The organism is Leeuwenhoekiella parthenopeia (genome assembly GCF_020782115.1).
GTDB lineage: Bacteria > Bacteroidota > Bacteroidia > Flavobacteriales > Flavobacteriaceae > Leeuwenhoekiella > Leeuwenhoekiella parthenopeia.
This window is the reverse complement of sequence record NZ_JAJGMW010000009.1, coordinates 135825-157084: the sequence shown is the minus strand read 5'-3', so window position 1 is coordinate 157084 and position 21260 is coordinate 135825. Positions and strand designations below refer to the sequence as shown.

Sequence of the window (21260 nt, the reverse complement as noted above, 5' to 3'; positions counted from 1 at the left end):
GGTTCCAAGGCTTTCCCTCATTACGGATTCGCCAATAGGCTTTCCAAAACCCTTCCTCTGAATGCTGTTGCGCCTTTTTCCTGAGAGCTTTCTCTATAGGGGTATCATCCTTAGGTAAGGGTTTATAATAGTAAACGCTCTTGCTCATATCAAGCACACGGCACGCCCTGCTAATGCCATAGTGAATGAGATCCTTGGCGATCATACGTTTTTGACAGGGCTTTAAAGCTTTTTTTCAATGACCTCTTTAGCCATTTGATGGTCTAATGCCAAAGAAGCATACATCTGCTTGAGGCGGGCATTTTCAGCCTCAAGCTCCTTGATACGCTTGAGCTCTTTACTGCTCATGCCAGCATATTTAGTACGCCATTTGTAAAAGGCAGAGGTGCTGACACCGTATTCCCGGCTTATTTCTTCAACACTCTTACCGTTGTCGAACTCCTTTAAAATTTTTGCAATCTGTGTAGGTGTGAATTTACTGCGTCTCATACTGTTTAAAATTAAGAATTATTATACTTCTAAACAGTTCGGTTTTAGGGGAAGCTTACATTTCCATCAATTCTTCCTTAGAAAAACCATAAGGATTTCGCTTCAGGTAGAAATCGATTAGATCGTTTAACGTGTAATGTTCAAGAAGTTCATGAATATCCCAAAAATCCTTCTTTCTACCTCCCTGAGCCAGGACTTCAAACTTCATAGCTGCTATTTCGGGAATACTGGCAAATCGAATATGTTGTTCGGTGATTAGCGGAAACGCGAAAGCATCTGTATAGAATAAATCGAGTTTTACTAATTCACCTTCATTAGTTCCCATAAAATAAGACTTCCCCATTCCTATGAGTTCAGAAGAGCTGCTCATATAAGGAAAAACACTTTTTAAAATAGATTCAATTTTTGCAAAATCTATGCTGCCATATGCAGCATCTGTAAATAGATCGATATCTACAGATTCCCGATGCCCCAATTGAAGGCTTAGTGAAGTTCCTCCTACGAGTCTAAACGCTTCCAGTTCCGGGATCTCCATCAAGGCTTTAAGCGAACTCCAAAGCAACGGAGAAACGGTATTTAAGTATAATTTCATTGCTATTCAGCCAGGCTATAGTGCTTTACATTTTCTTCAAAAGAAGGCAGATAACTGGTTTTGATAGATTGAACAACCTTTGAAATAGTCTGTTTCCCATAGTATTTGATCAGCTCCTCGATTTCCTGGTGATTACCACGTTCCAAAACCCGCTTAATAACAGCGCGTTTATTTTTATTCCAATCAATTTTATCCAATTGGGTATCCCAAAAAAGAGCTTTTCTGAAACGTTTTAAATCCGGCGTGTGCTTCGTCTTTAATTCTAGTGCCTGTTGTACATCATAACTGGCTTGTAGTAATGAAAAGTAATCTGCAGGTATGTCGAATAGTTGAGCCAGCTTAATAGAAAGCTTAGGATTTACCGCTCGTCGTCCGTTCAAAATCGCACTCAGTGTTTGCTTGTGCTCATCAATAGCCCGAGCCAGATCACTTGCGTTTAGGTCCTTTTTTTTAAGAGCTCGTTTTAAAACTGCTCCGGGATGAACACCTTTTATTTTCTCCAGATCGGGTAACATGGCAAATTGTTTTTGTAAAGATACTAAATATAGTAAACAGAAATGTTTACCATTCTATCATTCTACAGGATTCAATTTAATTGACTTACGAAGATCGTTTACTAATGCCTTAAAACTAGAAAACCGCTCTAAAGCAGTTTAAATGAATGCATTTCATTAGAATTATTGGGTTGTGCAGCGGTTACCATAGACTACCAGTTATTTTTCTAATTTTTGACCTCTAATTTGGTCAATTAGGTATTGATATTTTTCTTTTATTCGCTCGCTTGAAATTTCCGACTTTTTCTCTTCCAAATGTTCTACAGAACTATTTATAACTTCTTGAACTTCTTTTTGTTTTTCAGGATGGAAAGTGAAATGACTATTCATATAGTGCTTAAAGGAAGTTGCTAGATTTATTTCGAGTCCTCTTTTAATTGATATTTCTTTTCCGTTTACTTCTTTAGTGCCTGAAAAGGCAATAAATAAATCTTTCACTGATTTAAAAGATGGACTATTATGAACTATATTGAAAACAGTATCATCTAAAACAATACGCGGATAAACTGATAGATGCGTTTCAAAATCATAAGCATTAACCATAGCTGGTCCGAAAAGAGGTCCATTTTCTATATGTACCAATTTGTCAACTGAAACACCACCTCTAATTAATATTTTAAAATCTTTCCACAAACGATATATTAATCTACCAACATATTCAATAAGTGACATAGCATTCATATCATTCTCAAGTCCAATCGATAGAACTATACTGTCCGAAAAATGAGTTATTTGAATAGATGATTCTCCAATTAAAGCTTTAGAGAATAATGCTTGTACTTTTTTAATTTCTTCAATCTCTTTTTTTGCGTCTTCAGTTTCATTAATTTCTAAAAACACCTCATTCGTAATATTTTCTCCTTTCATAGAATCTAAAACAGAGAATATTCCTTGGGCTAATTTATTATCGTTTTCAGTTTGAGAGATTATATTCCTAAATCCTAAAATGTCAATAAAAAATGTTATTCGGTTTTCGTACATATTCTCTAGTTAGTGGTAACTCGTTATATCAAAACTAAATACACCAATATCCCTCTAAAATATACCAGATATCAACACTTTAGAGTGAGGTTTATAAAAATAGACATTTGTCTTAGAACTATTTTACAGAATTCCATACACTAATAAAATGTATAGTGAATTCAGAGTCCAATTACTAGAATCCTAAAGCAGGCCAACAAGTGTATGCAGCTCTCCGCTATTGCCTACAACGTTAAAAAATACCTGAAGTTTATGAAAAACGTACTAAAAGCGGAGCAGGAATACTCGGCTTGTATTTAAAGACCAAAAAGAGGTTAAATCAGCAGTATAAGTTCATTTTAAAGGGATATTATCTAGCTAACTTATAGATTATATAAAACTAGAAAACCGCTTTAAAGCGGTTTAAATAAGTAAGATTTATAAGAATTAGAAGCTTGTGCAACGGTTACCGGTGTTATATAGCGTTATTTTTCGGGGCAGGAAGATACGACCCTGTTTTTAAAAATGTCATCATCATTGCGTCGAAAACGTCCTTGTCGAAAATTGTATTAATATTTTCAGTTTTGCTCAATAATTGATACCATTTCGCTTTATTATTTTTAATGGAAAACTCATATGGCTTAAATGATGATGAACGGTAACCGGAATGTGATGGCATCCAAACTAGTTCGTCTTTTTCTTGTTCTTCTTTGATGTTTGCTATAATTACATCTTTATACTCTAAATCTCCATTGTCGTGAAACTTATATGTGTTTTTCTTAAAAAACTTATGTTTATACCAAAAATATCCATTCTCCGCCAAACTCAGAGCATAGCTTAAAGTCCGTCTTTCAAATGTAAGTTTTGAAATAAAATTATGCATGAGGTTTAATTGTTCTTTGATTTTTGTCGAACAATCAGATTTTATAATACCGTTCTCGATTTCTCCTATAATTAGAGTTCGTTCTTCTCCGTTTTCAGAGTTTTTGGTAAATACGGCAAAATTCATTGTGATTGTAGTGGCAAAATTGATTGTGGTACTTGAGGCATAAAATTCCACTGTGGTAATGTTTTTATAAAATATTTCTTTGTCGGCTGTTGTAAATCTGTTGGGATAGAAAGTTAACGATTCAATAACTAGAGGTTTTTCTTCCGTAGGGATGAACAAATGCGCGGTTTTTTTCTCCTGCTTTCGTTGCTTTCTTTCTTCTAATACACCTTTTGCTTTATTTAAAAAGTTTGTTTTTTCCTTTTTAATCCACTCTCCACAATGTTTGCACTTTAATGCATCTTCCTGTATCAATTCCGCACAGTATGGGCATTTTTTCATCTTTTATCTGGTTAGATTGGTTTTTTATAATGCTATATAACGCTTAGGCTAAAAGCTGGCGGGCAGTATAACTCAATTCACATTCCGTCAAGACTAAAGTTTTTCAACAGTAATCACTTTCAAATTAGCACAATCCGCCCGCTTGCTTTTAGCCAATGTTAGCGGCTGGCTATATTTTCAGTTGTTCTTAATGATTTTCAAGTCTTTGAAGTAACCTTCCGTTCCTATTTCTACCCAAAGTCCTATGCTACCCGTTTCAGAACTCCCTTTCATTTCGTTTACTATGAATGATGGATATTCTTTGTCATTTAAAAACAAGGTGGCTTTTTTATCCTTTATTTCAATTCGCATCGTTATCCATTCATCTAATCCGATGTCCGCATAGGTTTCAAATTCTCCATTTGAGTTTTCTCTGAGCACATTAAATTTATAATCAGGATAGGCGTAATATTGTACAGTGTGATTTCTTCTTAACTGGTTATCCGCCCGACCATTTGTTGGCCTTAAATATATCGATTCATAAGAGGAATTATTTTCATTAATCCGAAATGCAATTCCAATGAATCCCCTTGCAAATGGCGGTGCATTGTCCAAAAGTCGGCCCAATACTTTTACTTCTACAATTCCATTTTTAAGGTTTAAATCCTTGACTTTGACAAATGTTGGTTCATCTACGGTCGCAAATAAATTGTCCTTGTCAAAAGGTAGAGCTTCCAAATCCCGTTCAATTCGTAGGACTTCTTCACCGTCCAATTTTGTGATTGAAGCTCTTACGTTTGATATTTCAAGTTCTTGATTTTCCCATTCTATGGTTTGGCCACAAGAACTTAAAGTGAATGCGATTGTGAACGTGATTAAAAGAGATAGTTTTTTCATTTTTCCGATTAGTTTATTTTGCTGTTCTACTTTTCAAGCTTGCCGCTAACTTGTTATATCAAAACTAAATATACACATACCCCCTTAAAATTTACGGGATATCAACACTATACAGTTATGTTTATAAAAATAGCTAATCGTTTTAAAAGTACTTTACAGAATCCCGTATCCCTTTAAATGGGTATAGCCCTTTCAGGATTAAGAACCCCTAACGTATAGCCCTAGCCGGATTAAGACCTTAGTTTTAGAGCAAAAAGATCCGAAAATCAAGCCTTAAGCAGGGCATCCCCCAGGCAAAGCCTACTCAAAGCCTAGGATAGAGTATGAAGAGTGTATGAAAACGCCTTTGGAAAAGTAGAAAATTAAGATTTCCTTAACGTTTAACTATTTGCTCTAAAAAAAGTACTGATGTAGAGTAATCAGTTAAGAGGGTAATTTTAGGAAATAGAATTCATTTCTTTGATAAACTTGTCAATATCGATTTCTATTCCTAACACATCTATCTTTTTTTGATTTAATGCTTTGGCAAGTAAAACAAGCTTTTCTAAAGTAGGGTTTGCATCTCCTCTTTCTATTGAGCCAATTAATTGCTTTGTTAACCCAATATTGTTATCTGCCAACTCCTGTTGTGAGACCTGTTTTTTGCTGTATTCCTCACTTGGAACTTTATTTCTTAGCTCCACAACTCGTTTCCCTATTTTCTCTTTCTCAGTCAATGCTTAATCTAACAGTATTTGACTAAGTTGACATATAATTTAAATAAAAATGGCATGATATATCATACCATTTGGTTTTTATTATTATATTTACCTCATAATTATATATTTGCGAAACTTCTTAGCATAACATATTAGAAGCATTCGCTTTGAATCTCGAACAGAAAACTGGTAATTTTTGAACAGCGAGAGGATAAGCAGGGATGCTCACGACCCGGGCGTGGGCTCTCGCTTATTGCTGTACGGTATACCAGTACCTCTGTTCAATAAGTTGAGACCTGCGCCTTTTTGTATTTGGCCTTTACTTCAGCTTTCAAAGCCTTTGTATTCTTCTTAATAAAGCTTCGCACCCCTTTTAATCCCCTACACAATCATTAAGGCAATAATGGCCGTCATCCCACACGGGGTGAAAAGTTTAATTTTTTAAAGTGATTTTGCCTATGAGTTACACGAGGTGATATTCTTAATTTCTTGAGCTAACGAAAGAATTGGTTTGGTCTAATGATGACTTTAGGTTCTAAAGGGCTTTCTGTTCATTTTCTTTGCTTCTCCAAAGAAAACGAACCAAAAGAAAGGAGCCTTTTTCTTAGGTATTTTTGCCCTAAGGGGCAAAACCGCAATAAGTCCCCTAAATTTTCTCCAAGGCTTCGAAAATTTTTAACGGGAACTTCTCGCTATACTGAAGAAAAAGAAAGCTAAAGAATGATATTCTTTGTTCCAATTCTGGAAACGGCCTATTTTTTACATCTGTAGTAAAACAAGCAAACGCCGAAGCGATGGGCAGTGGAGGATGGCTTAGCGCAGCGGTTTGCCATCCGCACGATAAGGCGCTTGCGTAGTTTTCAAGGATGTAAAAATCAGCCTTGATCTTCTTGCCCGGCTGACTAGACGGGTTGGTTCTTTTTGTATCAAGACAAAAGAACAGATACAAGCATAGAAGGTAAGAACCTTGCTTCTAAAGTTCGGAACCCGCAAATCTCATTAAGGGATTTGTAGAGCTCCGGGACTATTCTGAACCGAGGGAGAGCATTCGTTTAACCCTTCGGGTTGGATAGACGGTAGTTAAGTTTCAAGTTGAGTTAGGAACAAGCTTACCCTTCCTTGGGAGAAGGGTTGGGGATGAGGACAACGGGAACTTCTTGCTATACTGAAGAAAAAGAAAGCTAAAGAATCATATCCTTAATCTAAAAGCAACTTCCCAGTTAGGGATAGGCTCCCTTCTCCTAGGGAGAAGGGCGGGGGGATGAGGATAAAAAGCACGTGTTTACGGGTACACGTCATAATCCGCTAAGTCACCCGTGGGTTATGGGGTATCTCTCTACAAGGTAGCCTGTAGTTGGGTGGGAAACGCCGCTTTAACAGCGGCCTGGGCTTATACCGGGTAGGTTTAAGCACACCGGTGAATTAGCCATAAAAAAAGAGCTGTAGACCTTAGGGTCTGCGAAAAAGAGAAGCTGTTAAGTTCATAAACCTTCCCGGTTGTGATTGGAATCCGGCGGGAAGGGATGAGCTTAACTAAAACGATTGGTTACTTAATACAGCTGTCAAGTATTAAAAAAACGATACCTCGCCCGGTATAGAGTCTAGAATAACGGCCTAAACCGAAACACCTTTAAAAGAATAGAATGTAAACGAAATAGAAAAGACTTGGTCTATGAAACGATTTCAACCTAATACCAACTATGATGCCTTCAAACAAGGCTGTCCGCTCGCGTTTGAAGCGATTTACAGGAAGTATCATCGTAGTGTTTACTGGATGGGCAGGAGCATACTTAAGGATGTCTATACAGTTGAAAATATCCTGCAGGATACCTTTCTCATTTTATGGCAAAAAAGAGAGCGGATCCAATCCCCGGAACATCTCCATGCGTTCGTTCACTTTGTAATGAAAAGCGAGTGTATTTACCAGTATAGCAAGCCCCGGAATGCGTTTCAGCGAAACCTAAGCAGACTGGATTATTTCGAGAATTATCAGGATTATTTACGCGGCTATGAAAGTGATGTAGAAGATGCTCACCTACAAAAGCAGGAAGCAGATCAGAAGGCTTTAGACCAGATTCAAAAGGTACTTCCTCTACTGGAAAGTAAAAGAAAGCTTCTGGTAGAACTCTGCTTAAAATACGGCTTTCAGTATAAAGAAATTGCTCAGGCAATGGGAACCAGCACCGCCAAAACCAGTATCGAAGTAAAAGGGGCTATTGAAGATATTAAAAATATTCTTGGTACTGGATGTACGTCCGATACTAAGGCCAAACCGATCCGGGCACTAAAGACTCAGGGTATTATGACCCCGGAACAGGAAAAAGTCTTACAACTGCGTATGGAAAAGCACTATTCTTTTGATGCCATCGCTACAGAACTGAACCGTTCACTAAAGGAAGTGCATCAGGAATTTATGACTGCCTATAAATGGGTACAGCTTAAAAACGGTGAGCAACAATCAGCTTAGTGATGGGAAAAGAAACCATAAAACTCACCCGAAAGATCCAGCTCAAGGTAGATGCCCCTACCAAAGCAGAAAAAACAGCGGTCTACGACACGCTCTACCGCTGGCAGAACCGAAGCTTTAGAGCGGCCAATCTCATTATTTCACATCTGTACATTCAGGAACGAATCAAAGAATTCTTGTATTTATCTGATGGAATACGCTATACGTTAGCGGATGAAAAAAAAACAGAAGAGGGCATCCTCAATCGGTCTAGGACAAACTGCACGTACCGGGTGGTATCTGATCGTTTTAAAGGGGAAATCCCTACTAATATTTTAGCCAACCTGAACAATACCATTATCAATAACTTTCGAAACAACCTGCCTGAATATACTAAGGGAGAACGCTCCCTTGCCAATTTCAAGAAGAATATTGCCTTCCCTTTTGGTCCGGTAGCCATTCATGGCTTGTCCTATAATGAAGAGCAAAAAGCATTTTGTTTTCGTTTGTTTTCCATTCCTTTAAAAACCTATCTAGGGAAAGATTATACCGATAAACGAAAATTGCTGGAACAGTTAGTCGCAGGAAAAATCAAACTATGTACTTCCAGAATCCAATTGAAGAAACAAAAAATTTATTGGTTAGCCACCTTTGAATTTCAAAAAGAAAAGCATTGTCTAAAACCGGAAGTAATTGCGGAAGCTTCTTTATCTCTGGAATACCCAATTACTGTGAAATCAGGGAAAGCTACACTTTCTATTGGCAACAGGGAAGAATTTCTATATAGAAGGCTGGCGCTGCAGGCCTCCCAGAAAAGGGCTCAAAGCGGGGCAACCTACTGCAGACCCGGAAAAGGCTTTAAACGCAAAACAAAAGCAGTCAAAACATTTTACGAACTGGAAAAAAACTATGTAAGTAACCGCTTGCATGTATACAGCCGAAAGCTTATTGATTTTTGTATTAAACAACAGGCCGGTACCTTGATTCTGCTCAATCAGGAAGCCTGGATCGAGGCTGCTCAGCAAGAAGGTTTTGTGCTTAGAAACTGGAATTATTATGAATTAACTAAGAAAATAGAATACAAAGCCAAAAAAGCAGGAATTGAGCTAGTGATAGGTTAGGTTTTTGTACATAATCTGGAAGATAACGTTGAACTGAAAACTTTTGAATTTTAAACGTAAATAGAGGGTGCTTGTACACCCGTAAGGTGAGGTATCTTAATTGCACTCACTAAATGCACGCAGCATATACAACCCTTCCCTTAAAGATTAAGTAAAAAGGAATTGTTAGGAACAGATAAACGACATAAACATGCAAAAGCTTGTAAAACGTACACGAGTGAATGGTAAACGCAAATACTTAGAAATCCCTTCCATCCCGGTTTTCAAGTCTGCTTTTATCCAGTTCATTATAACCCTAGGTATCGTTTGAAATTAATCATCAAAATTTGAGAATACTTTGGTTTTTAAAACAAGTCTTCAGCCTTGCAACGCTAGCAGATTAGATCGATTTGTCGCAAAATCTTCACTAAAACTAAGGGCTCGCATCGCTTTTGTCGCAAAACTCTGAAGATCAATCAACTACGATAAATCGTAATAATATGATTATCAGCAACTTGACCCAGAAAATGTATCCCATAACATCGCGCAGCGTGTTACCCTCTTGCTATACATTTTCCTTCGCTTCGCTCCCCAAAATGCTACTTTTTCCACTCCAATTTAGATAAAAAATTCCCATTAATTTTGATTGCAAATGCCTGCAAATTAAATGAGAAGCAAACCCATTTACTTATTATATCCGGAGCGTTTTTCTTACTGTACATATCAGCGCAGAACGCATCAACTACCGGGTATTTTAGTATCAGGCCAACGAAAAATACAATCCCAAATGCAATTCCATTTACTTCCCATAGCGCCATCGCGTTTCCTTTTCGACCCTACCACTTTTTAAAATTTAGCAAGAAAGAGCTTTTATAAAAAGTGCGACAAGGGCCTGCAGGGAGCAGGGCCGAAGTGAGCCTGATTATGCAAAGCGGCTCCGGCTAAATTTTAGTTCTTAAACGAAAAGGAAACGGGTGCTGTGCAGGATGTTGAACTACCGGTTTGAAGTTGGTAAAAAGGTTTCAAGGAAAAACGCAAACTTGAAGTCAGCAGGATCAGGCGAACGCAATCCTTTTTCAGGATTGGGTTCAAGATTTTGGGATAAACCTCTTTTCCTGAAATGAAGCTTTTGGCGGAATGGAGGGAAATGGGGTTTATTCCCCTTACCTAAATCATTTGTTTTAGGGATTTTTAGTGTTTAAATATGGAAAAGAGAATCATTTTCAAAAACAAATCCTCCTAAATAACTGTTTTTTACGGGATTCTGTAAAATGATATAGCGTTTATCATTTATATTTAAAAAAAAGAAACCACTACCGAAGCAGTGGTTAAGATTTTCTCTGTGGCTCTATGGCCTTATTGTGAATTGTCTTTCAGATTGTAAATATAAAAAATAATATGATATGAAAAAACTAGGGTTGGATTTAGGCTCTTCCTCTTTGGGGTGGTTCTTACGAGAACAAGAAGAAATTATAGATTTTGGTTCCATAATTTTTAATTCAGGGATGGTTAAAGGAACATCTGGCTATTCTTCTCCAACTAAAGATAGGCGTGAAGCAAGATTAAAAAGAAATCCTATCAAAGCTAGAAAATATCGTAAAACTTTGTTGCTTAATGAATTAAAAAGGCATTCAATGGTTCCATTAGATGAAAAGGAAATCAAAAATTGGTCAGAATACAAAAAAGGTAAGTCAAAGAATTTTCCTGATAATCTAGATTTTAAAAAGTGGCTCGCTTGTAATTTTAGTTTTAACAATGGAAGTAATTATAAAAATCCATACGAATTACGAGTAAAAGCTTTGGATGAGAAGTTGACACCAATGGAATTGGGCAGGGCATTATATCACCTTGTCCAACGACGAGGTTTTAAGGATATTGGCGAAACCAATAAAGAGACCAAAAAACAGATTGAAAGGAGAAAGGAAAGTGGTTTTCAAGAGGCACTTGCCAGTCATAGAACAATTGCAGAAGCACTTCAAAAAGAATATCTAGAAAAAAACATTAGGGCCAGAGACAATTATCCATACAGGGATGAATATGAAGAAGAGCTGCTAAATATTCTGAGGAAGCAGGGATTTTCTTTAAAGCAAAATACAAAAAAAGAATTTGAAGACGAATTTGTAAGGGGTTTACACAAAGCTATCATCTGGCAGCAACCTTTGAAAACGCAAAAAGGAACAATTGGAAAATGTACTCTGGAGCCAAAAAAGAGACGTTGTGCAATATCCCATCCCTTATTCGAAATATCACGCGCATGGCAATTCATCAATACTATTAAAGTAAAGAAAGGCGAGGATGATGAATTTGAATTTTTGCCACAAACTTATCGGAATAAATTATATGAGACTGTATTCCTTAAAAAAGACAAAAATTTCAAATTTGAAGACGTAAGAAAAACGGTAGACCGCTTTTATGGAAAAAAGAAAATTTACAACTATCCTTTAGACAGCAAGAAGCAAACGTATGAAACCACTATTGCCGGTATGCCTTTTTGCAAAAGCATTATAAAACTTTTTGGTGACACGGCAAAACAAGATTTGACCCAGATCGAGCAATACACCATCAGTACAATGCCAAAAAATTATTTTGGATACTCCGTGTTGGATATTTGGCATAATACAACTGAGTTTGATGAGGACGCTCTTGCGAAATTTGGAAGTGAAAAGCTTCAACTACAGCCCATCATCAAAAAAAGTAAAGGTGAATCCTCCGAAGTTTCGCCATTGGTTATCATAAAGAATAACTTACCCCAAGGTTACGGTAATCTGAGTCAGTACGTATTAAGGAAAATCATTCCGCTTTTAAAGGATGGCTATTTATACAATGATGCGGTTCTTTTAGCAAATATTCCTGAAGCTCTAGGTGATGAATTTGAAAAAAACAAGGATAAGATAGTTTCCTTTTTAGATGAGGCCAATAAAGTTTACAGAGAAAGAAAGAGGATTATTACCATTGTAAACAGTCTCATAGAAAAATACAAAGGCGAAGTAGAGGCTTTTAACAATGGTGAAGAAAATCATCTTTTTGCTCATAAAGATTTCAGCTACACACTTAAGGATTCCGATAAAAATGCTGTTGAACAGGCTTGCAGCAATCATTTTGGTGAGCAGAAATGGAAGAGATTTGAGAATAAAGAAGAATTAATCAATCAAGTGGGCCTTGAGTACCAAGAATTCTTCTATGATTCCCATAGAGCCTTTAGAAAATTGGAAAACCTTCAGGATATTTTTGAAAACAAACTTGTTGAAAATGAGATACACCTCAATAAGCCCCTATACCATCATTCCAACCGAGAGAATATTTATGGTTCACCGATAAAGTATAGAGATACCGATATGGAGATATTGCCGTTGTCGCAAACCAATTCCATCAAAAACCCAATGTTCAATAAGGCAATGAGTGTGCTTCGAAAATTAGTGAACCAGCTCATCATCGAAGGAAAAATTGATAAGGATACGGAAGTCGTGGTTGAAATCGCCCGTGATTTGAACGATAACAATAAACGCATTGCCATTGAGAAATTTCAAAAACAGCGGGAGTCAAAGCGAAATAAAATCCGTGAGTTTCTACAGGATTATAAAACCAAGGAAAAGCCAACATTAAATGTGGAAGAAAGCATCCATCAGTTTGAATTATGGGACGAGCAGGTTTTTCAAGAAACCAAAGACGAAAAAGGCAATTCCCAAAAAAATCTCGACCGAAAGGACATACTGAAAGAAAACAATGCGATCAAACGCTATGAACTCTGGATGGAGCAAAAGGGGCAATGTATGTACACTGGTAAGATGATCGCCATAAGTCAGCTTTTTTCAACCGCAATCAATATTGAGCATACCATACCTAGAAAAATCCTACCCGATAACACATTGGCAAACCAAACCGTTGCTTTTCAGCATTACAACACTAATATCAAGAAAACTGAATTTCCGTTGCACCTGCCCAATTTTGAAAAGGATGTTGAGGGAATAGGAACCGCCATTGCGCCTAGATTGAAACAATGGGAAAATATAAGGGACGGGTTTAAAATTGCATTTGAATCAAGACAAAAGCCAAAAGGTGTAGAAGATGAAAAAACAAAAAATACACGAATACAGGATAAACATTTCTTTAAAATGCACTTTGACTATTGGAAAGAAAAGGCAGAGAGGTTCACTTGGGAAGATGTAAGTGATAAAAGAGCAAAACGCCAGCTAACCGATACGCAAAACATCAGCAAATATGCAAGAGAGTTCCTCAAAACCTATTTTAATAGAGTAAGCGTCCAAAAAGGTCGCGTGACCGCAGAATTCCGAAAAATGCTCGGTCTTGAAGATAAAGACAACCCAAAGGATAGAGCAAAGCATACACATCACACCATTGACGCCGCAGTACTCACATATATCCCATCCAATGCGTCAAGAAGGGACAAGCTGGTCAAGAAAATGTACAAATTCAAGGATGAATCAGGAAAACAATTGAGCTATACACCCCATTCAGATTTCGATGTCCAAAAAGTAAAAAGGGCGGTTGAAAATGAGACATTGGTGTATAACTACACAAAAGATAATGTGACCACACAGACATTTAAAAAAGTGCGGAAGGCAGGTAAGATTCAACCTAAGGTCGATGAAGATGGCAATAAGAAGATTTTGAAGCGTAATGGTCAAAATATTGTGTATGATGCCAAAATAGCACAAGGCGATACCATCCGGGCTACCCTATTTAAAGATTCTTTCTTGGGGAAAATCAGGGATGTAGAGCGTTATGAAGATGGCGGGCCAAAGCGAAACGAGGATAATTCCGACTGGCTTTACAAAGAGGGAGATGAAGAATTTATTTATGTAAAGCGCGAGCCCATCGAAAAGATCAATAAATCCAATCTAAACGATATCGTCGATCCTGCACTGGCTAAACTAATTGAAAAGCAACTTGGCAGCAAAACTATCAAGGATTGGCAGGGAAATGCCATAAGGCACGTTCGTATAAAGAAAAAAGCAGGCAAGCAGGTAAAAGAAAGAATAGACTTTCGAAGCGATAAAGACTACAAGAACTTTTATTATGCAGAAAGTGGCTCTATTCCTTATGGTATAATGCTGTTTGAACCAAATAGTAATCAAAGACAATTACTTCAAGTTCACGCCTACCAAATTGCGGAAGTTTTTAGGGAAAAAAGGAAGTTTGATATCGATTTCTTTGTTTCTAAATATTATCCTGAAAAATCGGAATACAAAAAACTCTTATTGAAAGTAGGACAAAATCTTATCGTGCTAAATAATGATTCAGAATACGAAAAACGACACGACTTAAAATTTCAAAAAAACAGACTATATAAAATCTCTAAAATTGATAATGGGAGCCTTTGGCTCAAATATCATTTGACAGCTACTGCTGACAACGATTTAGATGATTTGGTTAAGGAGAAAAAGGACGAATTACTTTGGAGCTATGAAAAGGATTTAGGTTTACCTAAAGTCGTTGAGGATTTGTCTATCGATGATATCAAAAGTCGAAATGAAGATTTTCAAAGACGGAAATTCAAAATGAATAGCTGGGATGATTTCAGAATGGAAAGACTTGTCAGAACTGTAGGTAAAGAAAAAGCTGTAGAAATAAAAACTGAAATGGACAAATTCAAAAAAGTCGCATCAACTATAGAAGTAGAAGGCGAAACCCCTTTACTCAAATTGAATACCTCAGAAAGCTGGAATTTTCTTTATGAAGGGATAGACTTTGAGGTTTCTATTTTAGGCAAAATAAATTTAAAGAATGATTAAACGCACCCTCTTTTTCGGCAACCCGGCCTATTTAAGTACCCGCAATGAACAATTGGTGGTAAACTTTCCGCAGGAAGACAAGAAGGAGGCGACCATCCCCATCGAAGATTTAGGCTATATCGTGCTTGAGGATTCCCAGATCACCATCACAAACGGACTCTTGATGAAGCTGGTTCAAAATAAAACTGCCGTAATTACCTGCGACAAACAGCACCTACCCTGCTCTTTTTTACAACCGCTGGTGGGCCATAGCGAACAGACCGAACGTATCAAGCATCAGCTCAATGCCAGTGTACCGCTTAAGAAAAACCTATGGCAACAGACGGTACAGACCAAAATCGGCAACCAGGCCGCTCATTTGCGTTTGCACCGCAAAAATAGCCTAAAACTGGAGCGATGGGCCACGGAGGTCAAAAGTGGGGATACAATAAATCATGAGGCTATAGCTGCTGCTTATTATTTCCAAAACCTGTTTGAAGAAGTCCCCGGTTTTAGCCGGAATCAAAAAGGGGTCCCTCCAAATAATCTGTTGAATTACGGGTATGCCATTTTACGGGCTGTAACCGCCCGGGCTTTGGTGAGTAGCGGGATGCTTCCTTCGGTAGGTATTTTTCATAAAAACAAATACAATGCCTTTTGCCTGGCCGATGATGTGATGGAACCCTACAGGCCTTATGTAGATAGCCTGGTTTATGAAATGGTTCGAGCCGGTGAAGACCTGGAAGAATTGACGATGGATTTAAAAGCCGTATTGCTCACCATACCGGCCATGGATGTTGTTATTGATGGTAAGCAAAGTCCGCTAATGGTGGCGATGAGCCGTACCACCAGCAGCTTATATGACTGTTTTCTTGGCAATAGCCGAAAGATTTTATATCCTGATTTTAGCTGATGGCTGTAGCATATAATCAGGTGGTCGATAAATAAACTCTAAAATCCAAACTATTTTGGAACATGCGCATTTATCACGACTTAATCAATACCGAAGTATGTGGGTACTCGTATTTTTTGATTTGCCAACCGAAACCCGGACCGAGCGAAAAACGGCATCGCGTTTTCGTAAAAATCTGCTCGATGACGGCTTTGCCATGTTTCAGTTCAGTATTTATATGCGCTTTTGTGCCAGCCGTGAAAATGCCAATGTACACATCAGGCGTACTAAAAACAGCCTCCCTAAAAAAGGAAAAATCTGTATTATGCAAATTACCGATAAGCAATTTGGTATGATGGAGCTTTTTCACGGTCAAAAAGAAGTGGAACCGGAAGCTCCTAGTCAACAACTCGAACTTTTTTAAAAATGAAAATGTCAGGTCGAGCGCAGTCGAGACCTTTTGATAAAGACTATTTTTTTATTTCTAAAAAATACCATAAAAAACAGGATACCAGGTTTTTACGCCGGGTATCCTGTGAATCATCCCTAAAATTAGGATTCTGAAAGCAATTCACAACTAACCAAAACTATTAAAAATGAGTACAGCCCTGTGAATCATCCCTAAAATTAGGATTCTGAAAGCAATTCACAACTTTAAACTAACAGGTAACTGTTACTGGTACCCTGTGAATCATCCCTAAAATTAGGATTCTGAAAGCAATTCACAACAGCAGGTTCCGGTAGAAAAAAGATACATACCCTTTGAATCATCCCTAAAATTAGGATTCTGAAAGCAATTCACAACTTAGGGCAAAAGGCCCACATTTTTAAATAGCCTGTGAATCATCCCTAAAATTAGGATTCTGAAAGCAATTCACAACTATAGTTTACGGCATACGTGCAGCACACAGCCTGTGAATCATCCCTAAAATTAGGATTCTGAAAGCAATTCACAACAGAAAGCAATTTGTAAATAAACTGATTGCCCCTGTGAATCATCCCTAAAATTAGGATTCTGAAAGCAATTCACAACCCTACGTTTATAGTAGTGATTGAACTTTGTCCTGTGAATCATCCCTAAAATTAGGATTCTGAAAGCAATTCACAACTATAATCAATACGCCCTGTAATAGCTATTTCCTGTGAATCATCCCTAAAATTAGGATTCTGAAAGCAATTCACAACATCACTGCCACACATTGCATACAATCGTTTCCTGTGAATCATCCCTAAAATTAGGATTCTGAAAGCAATTCACAACAGACCGTCACGGCGGCGATATAACCGAATCCTGTGAATCATCCCTAAAATTAGGATTCTGAAAGCAATTCACAACCGCGTTGTAGTCATCTACCGCGCAGCTTTCCTGTGAATCATCCCTAAAATTAGGATTCTGAAAGCAATTCACAACCGGCAGCCTTAAGACCGGCGGCGTTTTCTTCCTGTGAATCATCCCTAAAATTAGGATTCTGAAAGCAATTCACAACTGATTATAGCTACCATATTGACAATGCAATCCTGTGAATCATCCCTAAAATTAGGATTCTGAAAGCAATTCACAACCTTTGATGATGGCTTTTGCACGATCATCGCCCTGTGAATCATCCCTAAAATTAGGATTCTGAAAGCAATTCACAACTTTGTACCCTATATGACCGACTGTCTAAGTCCTGTGAATCATCCCTAAAATTAGGATTCTGAAAGCAATTCACAACCATACTCCTCTTCATCCATCTGTGTCACTCCCTGTGAATCATCCCTAAAATTAGGATTCTGAAAGCAATTCACAACTGATGAGCAAAAAGGGGTAGAGCATTTCTGCCTGTGAATCATCCCTAAAATTAGGATTCTGAAAGCAATTCACAACGCATATTGAGATTAAAAAAGATCAGGACAACCTGTGAATCATCCCTAAAATTAGGATTCTGAAAGCAATTCACAACAAAGTGACCAAATCCCCTTCAACTAAAGATCCTGTGAATCATCCCTAAAATTAGGATTCTGAAAGCAATTCACAACTAAACTGGTCCGGGCCTTTAAAAAACTACCCCTGTGAATCATCCCTAAAATTAGGATTCTGAAAGCAATTCACAACCCGGGAGACCTTCCACAACACATAATGCATCCTGTGAATCCTCACTAAAATTAGTATTCTGAAAGCAATTCACAACGCCATTAGAGTAAGGTTTTAATGAGATTGACCTGTGAATCATCCTCTAAAATAGGATTCTGAAAGCAATTCACAAACCGGAAGCGTGGTTTTTTTGTTGTCACAACCCTGTAAATCATCCTCTAAAATAGGATTCTGCAACCTTAAATAACAGCCTTCAGTTTTAAAAAACACATTGCTCGCAATCTACCCCAAAAATATACTGCGGCCAAACTCTGAGGTTCAGCGCAGCTAAAGCAATTCACAACCTCAGGCTACATCGGATGCAGTATGACAACCCTGCGAATCATCCCTAAAATTAAGATTACAAAGTAAAATAATCCACGTTTAGATAGTCAACCTTCATTAAATTTGCAATAAGTTGAAGATAGCGGTTAAGGAGCAGCCAACCCTGGCAGGTGATGGGGTTGGCTTTCGGCTGATAAGGACGGCGCTATTTGATATTAGCCTGCGATCAATGCTTCTCCAGACGGTAAGGAAGAGCCATTCTTTAGGAAGTGGCTGTAACGGCTGCCTCGGACAGCGCCTGGATAAGTATCCTGAAAAATAAAGAGGCTGTCCTGAGTAATCAGGCGGCCTCTTTTAAGTTTTACAATTCATATATGGGATAAATATCTAAAAAAGTATCTGTCTTCTTTTGGAGTGATACGATTGCACCGCTAATTATCTTATGATTTTCAAATTAGGGCTAGGTCGTTTTGGTACTGTATTTTTAGATTGCAAAACTTCCTGAAGTTTGTACATATCTTCTTCTACTTTTTTGTCTAAAATCCGTGCGTAAATCTGTGTCGTTGCAATTTTGGTATGACCCAGTAGTTTAGATACGGTCTCTATGGGCATCCCATTACTTAGTGTCACTGTAGTGGCAAAGGTATGCCGGGCCATATGAAAGGTCAGGTTTTTGGTTAGCCCACAGGCCTCTGCAATATCCTTTAGATATAGGTTAGCCCGCTCATTGGTAATAGGAGGAAACAAGGTTCCTGAAACCTGAGACATGGGATGATCTTCATACTTTTCAAGAAGATCTGATGCAGCAGGCATTAAGGGAACCTTTACGCGGGTGTTTGTTTTTTGTCTGTTGGTTACAATCCACTTTTTGGAGTCGTCACCCAACCAAATGTTTTTGGGCGTTAAATTGACCAGATCAGCATAACTGATTCCGGTATAGCAACTAAACAGGAACAGATCGCGCACGCGTTCCAGGCGCTCATTGGTAAACTCATAACTGGCTACATTGGCTAATTCATTTTCAGAAAGAAATTCGCGCTCGGTTTTTTCAAAAGTAGTCTTCCAGCGTCTAAAGGGATCTTTATCAAGCCACTCTAACTGATACGCCAGGCGTATTATTTTTCGCAGGCGTTGAATGTGTTTCATCACCGTATTATGGCTCATCGCTCTGGGATGACCTTCTGGATAGTACTGGAATAGGAAGCTCTCAAAATCACAAATAAATTTGTAATTCAATCGGGAAAGGTAAATATCCTTATGCTTGTTCGCTTTTAAGAATTTTCGAACATAGCCCTCAGTGATTTTGAAATTTTTGATCGTTCCCCGGGCAAGTGTACCGTTGATTTTTTGGTTGTGATAATCCAGCAGGTAAATAAGTGTTTTACTGCTGGTGTCTTCTCCCATAAAATAATCCTTGATCATTTGAGTGGTAAGCATCTTATCTGCTGCTTTCAACTCCAGATAACTTTGGTACAATTGAGATTTGGCCAGATCGAGGTATTGATTCAGTTGTTTAGCCATAAGTGAGTTCCCCAAGACCCGTTTATTTTGGCTATCCCAGAGTTCAATGGGCACTTTTCGTTTCAGACTAACACTGAGTCTCTTTTGATCCATGGTGATTCGGGCATACACGAGTGCCTCACCTTGTGAAGCCTTTCGGGTATCAGCCCAAAACTGAATAGAGAATGTTTTTGTGGTTCGCATAACATTTGATTTAAATTAAACTTGATTGTTACGAAAGTCAAATCCAATTTTATCAAAACGGGGTAGAGTACCGGTTCTATGCGTGGTAGCAATCGCTACCATTTTCGTTTTGAGCTACCAAATAGCTACCATTTAAGCTGAAATCACTTCAAATTTAATGATGCCCTAAAAACTTGAAAACCACGTATTTAATAAAAATACGTGGTTTTTGTGTGTCTTTATTAAGACTAGCTGTGACCTCGCCAGGATTCAAACCTGGAACCTTCTGAGCCGTAATCAGATGCGCTATTCAGTTGCGCCACGAGGCCTTTATTCTTGCTTGAACAGAACTAGAACTTATCTGTTTTTGCGGGTGCAAATATAGGTCTTTTTTTAAAAAGTACAAGCTTTAAAATAAAAAAAGGTCATTTAGTGTTAAATGACCTTTTTCCTGAATAGGTTAATCGTTTAGTACATATTGCGTAATGCTGTGATATCATTTGTGTTAAACTCTCCGTCTTCACTTGAGCTGAAGCAGGCAAGCATAACCGAAGTAGGATCAAAACCACTTGGTGTACCCGGGATGTAGTTTACATCACCACCTTCATTTACGTTTTGACCACAGCTCTGTCTGCTGAACCAGTCTGTATGTCTAAAACCAACCGAGTGCCCAATCTCGTGGGTAATTACGTGTTCAATAACATTGGTGTCATAATTTGATAAGCCATAAATCTGAACAAATTTGTAGGGAAATCCATTACTGGGGAAACCTGCACTACCACCTGCACCTGAAGGATTGTTTACGGTGTTGTTGTAAACAACCATATCCTTGTTTTGATAATCGGTACCAAAAGTGAGGTTAAAGCTTATGGAAACCCCGCTTAGGCGATTGTAATTATCAACTGCCCACTGTAATGCAGTGCGTTCCTTTGAAGTAAGCGCCTGATTGCCTCCGGTAAATCCTATAATAGAAATAACGCGACCCTGACTTACCAAAGCAGAAGTGCGATACTGCTTACTGGTTTTGTCTCCTTTTTCCTGAGCATTTAAAGCAGTAAGCGCATTTAACTGATCTGGTGTTATCACAACATCTTCTTCTAAATAGAGTCGGGGTTCTGAAGTTCCGTCAGGAAAATGGAAGGTATCCCATTTTACATAGCCGGTATTCATGCCCAGGGCTTCTACCTGATCTAAGATTTCTTGTGAAACTTCGAGATTAGCGGTCTCTTCTAAAGTTTCTGAACTCATTACTTCTTCTTCGTCATTAGAACAGGACGCCAGTACTAATGAGCAGGTAAGAGCTAAAAACGAAAATCGTTTAACTGAATTTGATATCATAAAATAATAATTAATGATTAGTGATAAAGCAATTTATTGAAATATTTTAATTACCAAATAGTTTAAACGTTAAATGTTTGCATTTAATCTAATATTTACAGCAAATAAAGGATTTTACTTACAAAATGAGATTTCAGAAAATTATAGTGTGTTTTCATATCGATTTCTGAGG

General features: G+C 37.9%; 13 protein-coding genes, 1 tRNA gene, 1 pseudogene and 1 CRISPR repeat array. Of the genes and pseudogenes, 5 read left to right on the top strand and 10 right to left on the bottom strand.

Annotation, left to right across the window (positions count from 1 at the left end):
- The 7 genes and pseudogenes from LLW17_RS08955 to LLW17_RS08925 all read right to left on the bottom strand — a co-directional run.
- Positions 1 to 489, bottom strand: a pseudogene (locus tag LLW17_RS08955) (transposase); the annotation flags it as partial.
- A 55-nt stretch (positions 490 to 544) separates the two neighbouring features.
- Entirely contained in the window at positions 545 to 1081 is a 537-nt protein-coding gene (locus LLW17_RS08950; RefSeq protein ID WP_228229911.1) for a nucleotidyl transferase AbiEii/AbiGii toxin family protein, read from the bottom strand.
- Between the two features lie 2 nt (positions 1082 to 1083).
- Positions 1084 to 1596, bottom strand: a complete 513-nt coding sequence (locus tag LLW17_RS08945; protein ID WP_228229910.1) for a HigA family addiction module antitoxin — start codon at positions 1594 to 1596, stop codon at positions 1084 to 1086.
- Between the two features lie 198 nt (positions 1597 to 1794).
- Positions 1795 to 2616, bottom strand: a complete 822-nt coding sequence (locus tag LLW17_RS08940) for a hypothetical protein (protein WP_228229909.1) — start codon at positions 2614 to 2616, stop codon at positions 1795 to 1797.
- Between the two features lie 454 nt (positions 2617 to 3070).
- The gene (locus tag LLW17_RS08935) at positions 3071 to 3925 is read right to left on the bottom strand and encodes a zinc ribbon domain-containing protein (RefSeq protein WP_228229908.1); all 855 of its coding nucleotides are present in this window, start codon (positions 3923 to 3925) and stop codon (positions 3071 to 3073) included.
- 177 nt (positions 3926 to 4102) lie between these two features.
- The gene (locus LLW17_RS08930) at positions 4103 to 4801 is read right to left on the bottom strand and encodes a DUF1080 domain-containing protein (protein ID WP_228229907.1); all 699 of its coding nucleotides are present in this window, start codon (positions 4799 to 4801) and stop codon (positions 4103 to 4105) included.
- A 437-nt stretch (positions 4802 to 5238) separates the two neighbouring features.
- Entirely contained in the window at positions 5239 to 5517 is a 279-nt protein-coding gene (locus LLW17_RS08925) for a helix-turn-helix domain-containing protein (protein WP_228229906.1), read from the bottom strand.
- Between the two features lie 1654 nt (positions 5518 to 7171).
- On the opposite strand from LLW17_RS08925, the gene LLW17_RS08920 reads away from it, so the two are divergent.
- The 5 genes from LLW17_RS08920 to cas2 all read left to right on the top strand — a co-directional run bounded on the left by LLW17_RS08920 (position 7172) and on the right by cas2 (position 16093).
- Positions 7172 to 7966, top strand: coding sequence for an RNA polymerase sigma factor (locus LLW17_RS08920; RefSeq protein WP_228229905.1), 795 nt, complete (start codon positions 7172 to 7174; stop codon positions 7964 to 7966).
- Positions 7967 to 7968: 2 nt separating this feature from the next.
- Positions 7969 to 9066: a hypothetical protein gene (locus LLW17_RS08915; protein WP_228229904.1), complete on the top strand. Its 1098-nt coding sequence runs from the start codon at positions 7969 to 7971 to the stop codon at positions 9064 to 9066.
- 1382 nt (positions 9067 to 10448) lie between these two features.
- Positions 10449 to 14798 carry a type II CRISPR RNA-guided endonuclease Cas9 gene (gene cas9 / locus LLW17_RS08910; RefSeq protein ID WP_228229903.1) on the top strand — a complete coding sequence of 1450 codons (4350 nt, stop codon included), beginning with the start codon at positions 10449 to 10451 and terminating at the stop codon, positions 14796 to 14798.
- Positions 14791 to 15690: a type II CRISPR-associated endonuclease Cas1 gene (gene cas1 / locus LLW17_RS08905; protein WP_228229902.1), complete on the top strand. Its 900-nt coding sequence runs from the start codon at positions 14791 to 14793 to the stop codon at positions 15688 to 15690. The genes cas9 and cas1 overlap by 8 nt, the downstream gene beginning before the upstream one ends.
- Positions 15691 to 15787: 97 nt before the next feature.
- On the top strand, positions 15788 to 16093 hold the full coding sequence (gene cas2, locus LLW17_RS08900) for a CRISPR-associated endonuclease Cas2 (protein WP_228229917.1): 306 nt from the start codon (positions 15788 to 15790) through the stop codon (positions 16091 to 16093).
- Between the two features lie 108 nt (positions 16094 to 16201).
- Positions 16202 to 17916: direct repeats of the CRISPR family, unit length 46 nt; unit sequence CCTGTGAATCATCCCTAAAATTAGGATTCTGAAAGCAATTCACAAC.
- Positions 17917 to 18502: 586 nt separating this feature from the next.
- On the opposite strand, the gene LLW17_RS08895 is transcribed toward cas2, so the two are convergent.
- The 3 genes from LLW17_RS08895 to LLW17_RS08885 all read right to left on the bottom strand — a co-directional run bounded on the left by LLW17_RS08895 (position 18503) and on the right by LLW17_RS08885 (position 21088).
- Positions 18503 to 19771 (bottom strand): site-specific integrase, encoded by a 1269-nt coding sequence (locus LLW17_RS08895; RefSeq protein WP_228229901.1) that lies wholly within the window; start codon positions 19769 to 19771, stop codon positions 18503 to 18505.
- Between the two features lie 234 nt (positions 19772 to 20005).
- Positions 20006 to 20079 (bottom strand) — tRNA-Arg (locus LLW17_RS08890).
- Between the two features lie 139 nt (positions 20080 to 20218).
- Positions 20219 to 21088: a M57 family metalloprotease gene (locus LLW17_RS08885; RefSeq protein ID WP_228229900.1), complete on the bottom strand. Its 870-nt coding sequence runs from the start codon at positions 21086 to 21088 to the stop codon at positions 20219 to 20221.
- Positions 21089 to 21260 lie beyond the last annotated feature (172 nt).